This is a genomic window from Bacillus haikouensis (assembly GCF_013179555.1).
GTDB classification, from domain to species: domain Bacteria; phylum Bacillota; class Bacilli; order Bacillales; family Bacillaceae_B; genus Rossellomorea; species Rossellomorea haikouensis_A.
The window spans coordinates 1-4174 of sequence record NZ_JABMCR010000322.1 but is presented as its reverse complement, the minus strand read 5'-3'; the positions used below and the strand labels follow the sequence as shown (position 1 = coordinate 4174).

General features: G+C 41.0%; 4 protein-coding genes. 2 read left to right on the top strand and 2 right to left on the bottom strand.

Going from position 1 to position 4174, the window contains the following annotated elements:
- A partial coding sequence (locus HP456_RS20655; protein ID WP_172254622.1) for a M4 family metallopeptidase occupies positions 1-1364 on the top strand: 1364 nt, incomplete at its 5' end.
- 271 nt (positions 1365-1635) lie between these two features.
- On the opposite strand, the gene HP456_RS20650 is transcribed toward HP456_RS20655, so the two are convergent.
- The gene (locus HP456_RS20650) at positions 1636-2202 is read right to left on the bottom strand and encodes a competence protein ComK (RefSeq protein ID WP_172254620.1); all 567 of its coding nucleotides are present in this window, start codon (positions 2200-2202) and stop codon (positions 1636-1638) included.
- Positions 2203-2543: 341 nt separating this feature from the next.
- On the opposite strand from HP456_RS20650, the gene HP456_RS20645 reads away from it, so the two are divergent.
- On the top strand, positions 2544-3023 hold the full coding sequence (locus HP456_RS20645) for a sigma-70 family RNA polymerase sigma factor (protein WP_172254618.1): 480 nt from the start codon (positions 2544-2546) through the stop codon (positions 3021-3023).
- A 222-nt stretch (positions 3024-3245) separates the two neighbouring features.
- Here the strand turns inward: HP456_RS20645 and HP456_RS20640 are convergent, their stop codons facing one another.
- The gene (locus HP456_RS20640; RefSeq protein WP_172254616.1) at positions 3246-4139 is read right to left on the bottom strand and encodes a hypothetical protein; all 894 of its coding nucleotides are present in this window, start codon (positions 4137-4139) and stop codon (positions 3246-3248) included.
- Positions 4140-4174: the final 35 nt, after the last annotated feature.

Below are 4174 nucleotides of genomic sequence, written 5' to 3'. Positions count from 1 at the left end.
GCATGACCCATGTCCGCTTTAACCAAACCAATAATGGCATCCCTGTGGAAGGATCGGAAATCATCGTTCACTACAATAAAAACAATGAAATTACCACTGTGAATGGATCCTACCTTCCCACAATAGAGAAAACAGATAGTAACACAACCCCTGAACTATCAAGCAGTAAAGCAGTTGAAAAAGCCAAATCAGCCGTAAATGCTCCTTCAGGCTTAACCTATGACCCAACTTCAGAGCTGGTGATCTATCCTTTTGAAGGGGAAAATCATCTCACTTATAAAGTAAATGTCAACTTCCTTGGTGACGCACCCGGCAACTGGTTTGTTTTCATAGACGCTAAATCGGGTGATGTCGTGGACCAATACAATGCCATCATGCATGCGGATGAAATCAAAACTCAGACCGGTACAGGAATCGGGGTACTGGGGGATCACCGCCTGCTGCATATTTCCCGAACAAAAGAACCGAAAGAAGGGACCATGTTCCAACTCGCTGACTACAGCCATGAAGGCTTGGATGGCATATTTACGTACGATTATTCAAATAACCGAATTGAAATGTTCAAAAATAATGATGCCTCTTTTAACGATGATTTTGACAGACCGGCTGTAGATGCCCACTATAACTCTGAAAAAGTGTATGAATATTATCTGAATGAACACGGCCGTAATTCTCTCGATGATGAAGGCATGCCTATCCAATCGGTTGTTCATTATGGCGATAACTATAATAATGCATTCTGGAACGGCACATATATGGTGTATGGTGACGGAGATGGTGAATACATGGTCCCTCTTTCAGCAGGACTAGATGTAGCCGCTCATGAAATGGCACACGGCGTGACTTCCAACTCTGCCAATCTTCAATATAGAAATCAGTCAGGTGCCTTAAATGAAGCCTTCTCCGATATTTTCGGTGCATTGATCGATGATGAAAACTGGGAGATGGGTGAGGATATCATGGCTCCAGCTGCCAAGGAAAGCGGAAGAGAATCACTCAGAAGCTTGAGTGATCCAAGTAAATATCCTGTAAAGGCGGATTACGTGCCTTATGGGAATGGTGACGGTATGTACCCATCCCATATGGATGAATTCTATGATCTTCCGCTTAACCTTGATAACGGCGGAGTTCACATCAATTCTTCCATCATCAATCACGCCGCTTACTTAACGGCTCAGGAAATCGGTCGTGAGAAACTGGGCAAGATCTATTACCGCGCCCTGACCACTTACCTGACCAGCACATCTGATTTCAGTGCGGCACGCGAAGCAATCATACAATCAGCTGTGGACCTTTACGGCGCAGGCAGTACAGAAGCTGCAGGGGCAGCCGGCGGCTTGGATGCGGTTGGGATTACAGAGTAATTTTTGACTGATTAACATAGTGGAAAAGTTATCAAAGAGGGCATTCTTGTCCTCTTTTTTTATAGAGGCTTTTTAGTAGATAGGTTTGATTTTACCCGACATTTACAATGTTTCGCTGAGCATTTTCATACCACTATACCACCTCAATAATTTTCAGATCCTTCGTGATTCACAATCTGGCATCAACTGATCCCTCCCCTTATTTTCATATGTATAACCCATAACATAAAAAAAGAAGCCTTCCCTTAAAAAGTCTTCTTCTCACAGCCTATTAAAATTGGATGGAATCTGTTTCTGCCGATTGAACCGTAAGCAGGCTTGAGTGAACTTTCTGAGCAGCAGGTTCTTCCTCCTCCTTTTTCCTTTCGATCACCAGAGATACAGCAGGCTTATCTGCAAAGTAATTCATCGTGGCAGCTGCTCTTTCCATCTGGGTTCTAAGAATTTTGACAGAACAAGAAACTTCAAGCATAGAGCCGTTTTTAAAGTGAACGAATGTTTTTCCTTTGGTGTGGGAGAAGTTCTCGATATGGGAGCAGAATAACCAGATGCAACTATAATGTTGAGGAGACATGGTGGGATAAGCAACTATGTGAGGTCCTTCACTGATCATCACAGGTGTTTTTTTATGGTATGAGAGCACATGCCGAACAGCTTTCACCCTCCCTTCATAGGAAGCTCCCCCTTTTATGCACGCTTCGTCAATGAGATCCTTAATAGATTTCTCACTATAGATCGTCTCTCCTGACCGATTCAGGATAATCGATCGATACTTCTCATGATAAGCCGGGTACACCGCCATTGTCCTTGATGTAATCAGGTTTATTCTTCCTTTCACTGCTAACACCATCCTTTGAACTTAGATAGAAACTTATTTTATCTGAAAAATTAGAAAAATAAGAAACTTCACATCTATTATAACGTACTGGATTATTTTTTCCAGTTATTTCTACATATTTTTACAATTTATTGTAATTTTCTTCGTCACTTCACTGAAATTCCAAGTATTTTACTTGTTTCATCCGGCAAACCACACGTTCTTTCAGGATAAACAAGAATGAATAAGCCAAAATCGTAAATAAACAGACTCTTTTCCTTTTTGTTGAATTAACGGCAGCCTAGTACGGTAAAGCTACCCGGGAATAACCGAAAGGCGCGCCAATCAAAAGGATAATAGATTTGGAGTCTTTTCAAGACATTCGAAATCAATATGAACCGATGATTTTCAATATCATTCATTCTCTTCACATTTATAAAGATCAACAAGAATATTTCCAGACCGGACTGATTGCCCTCTGGGAAGCATCCAGGAATTTTGATTCGGATAAAGGGGTTTTTGCAGCGTATGCGTATTCTTTTATCAAAGGGAGGATATTATCCGAAATGAATAGCAATAACAAACACCTGAATCGGCAGACATATCCTAAAGAAGAATTTTGGGAGATGGTGGAGGATGAGTTGTCAGAGGTTCCTTTTTTAAGAAATAACCTGCTGGCATACTGTGAGCATCTGACATTAAACCAGTCTAAGTGGGTCATGTACACCTTTCATGACATGATGACAGTCAGTGAAATTGCGGAGCGCGAGAAAGTGTCCATAGGCGCTGTAAAGAAGTGGAGAAAAGGAGCAAGGGAGAAGTTAGGGCGGGAGAGAAATTAATAGAGAAAAAACAAAAAATGAACAACCTTCAATCAAGGATTTATTCAATGTCAAAACTCTAACACAATAAGATCCCTTACAACAACGAGTAAGGGATCTTATTGTGCTGATCGCTCTGTTAAATTCCTGAAAGTCCCCGCTTTTAATAGAGCAAACGGCGCTGATTATCACAACAATGGGTGATAGTGGGAATTTATTTATAAATTGATTTTACAGCAATTATTATTTATACTTTCCTTTTCCCAGCAGACGAGAGAGTGGTTTATAAAGATACACAATCATTCCTCCTGCAAATACTGCCAGACTGATTAAACTTAACGTAAGCAGGCTTGAAGGTCCCTCTTCGCCGCTCCCTTCATCCAATGAGGCTACTTCTTTTTCGTCCGTATGTTTAACTTCTGGTACTTCGCTTGTTTCTTTCTTCTCTTCCATTTCTATCTTTAAGTCCTTTGAGTTGTCTTCCTTCTCCTCTTTCAAAGAAACCTCTTCAGTACCTTTTTCCTCATTTTCTTCCATTTCTCCGATCACCGCTTCTTCTGTTTCATCTGAAGCTGGTTCATCATCAAATATTTTCTCTTTTTCGGTTTCCCAGCTAGAATTTTCATATACAGGAGATGTATTCTTTACTGTCTGGCTCTCTTTTTTTATGGGAGAAGTATCAGGCAGTTCGCTGCCATCAGGAGAAGGACCGGACTCCTTATCCCGGCTTGGAACTGTCTCTTCATCTTGCCTTGATGAATCATTATCCCGTTCAGGCTCAGATACCTCTTCCTGTTCCGGTTCCGGTTCCGGGTCAGGTTCTGGTTCCTCTATTGGCTCCTTTTTCCCTTGTGTATAAACAGTAAGGATATCTTTGGTGTTTTCTGATTCGGACAGGTAGACCGTAAATTTCTGTCCGCTATATTCGACCGGGTTGTGATATTGACCTGAAATATAAAACCTTTCATCTATGTAATAACCTGAAATTTGACCATTACAATGATTAGTGGAACCAGCTTTATTATAGAAAGTATTAGACGTTGTGATGGTCATTTCACAAACACCAGTTGACCCCTCGGCGAATGTTGGAACAGGTAAAATCACAATTAATACTAGAATAGCAGCTAACATCCTCAATATTATTCACCCCCGCGTAAATTTTCTCTAATCGT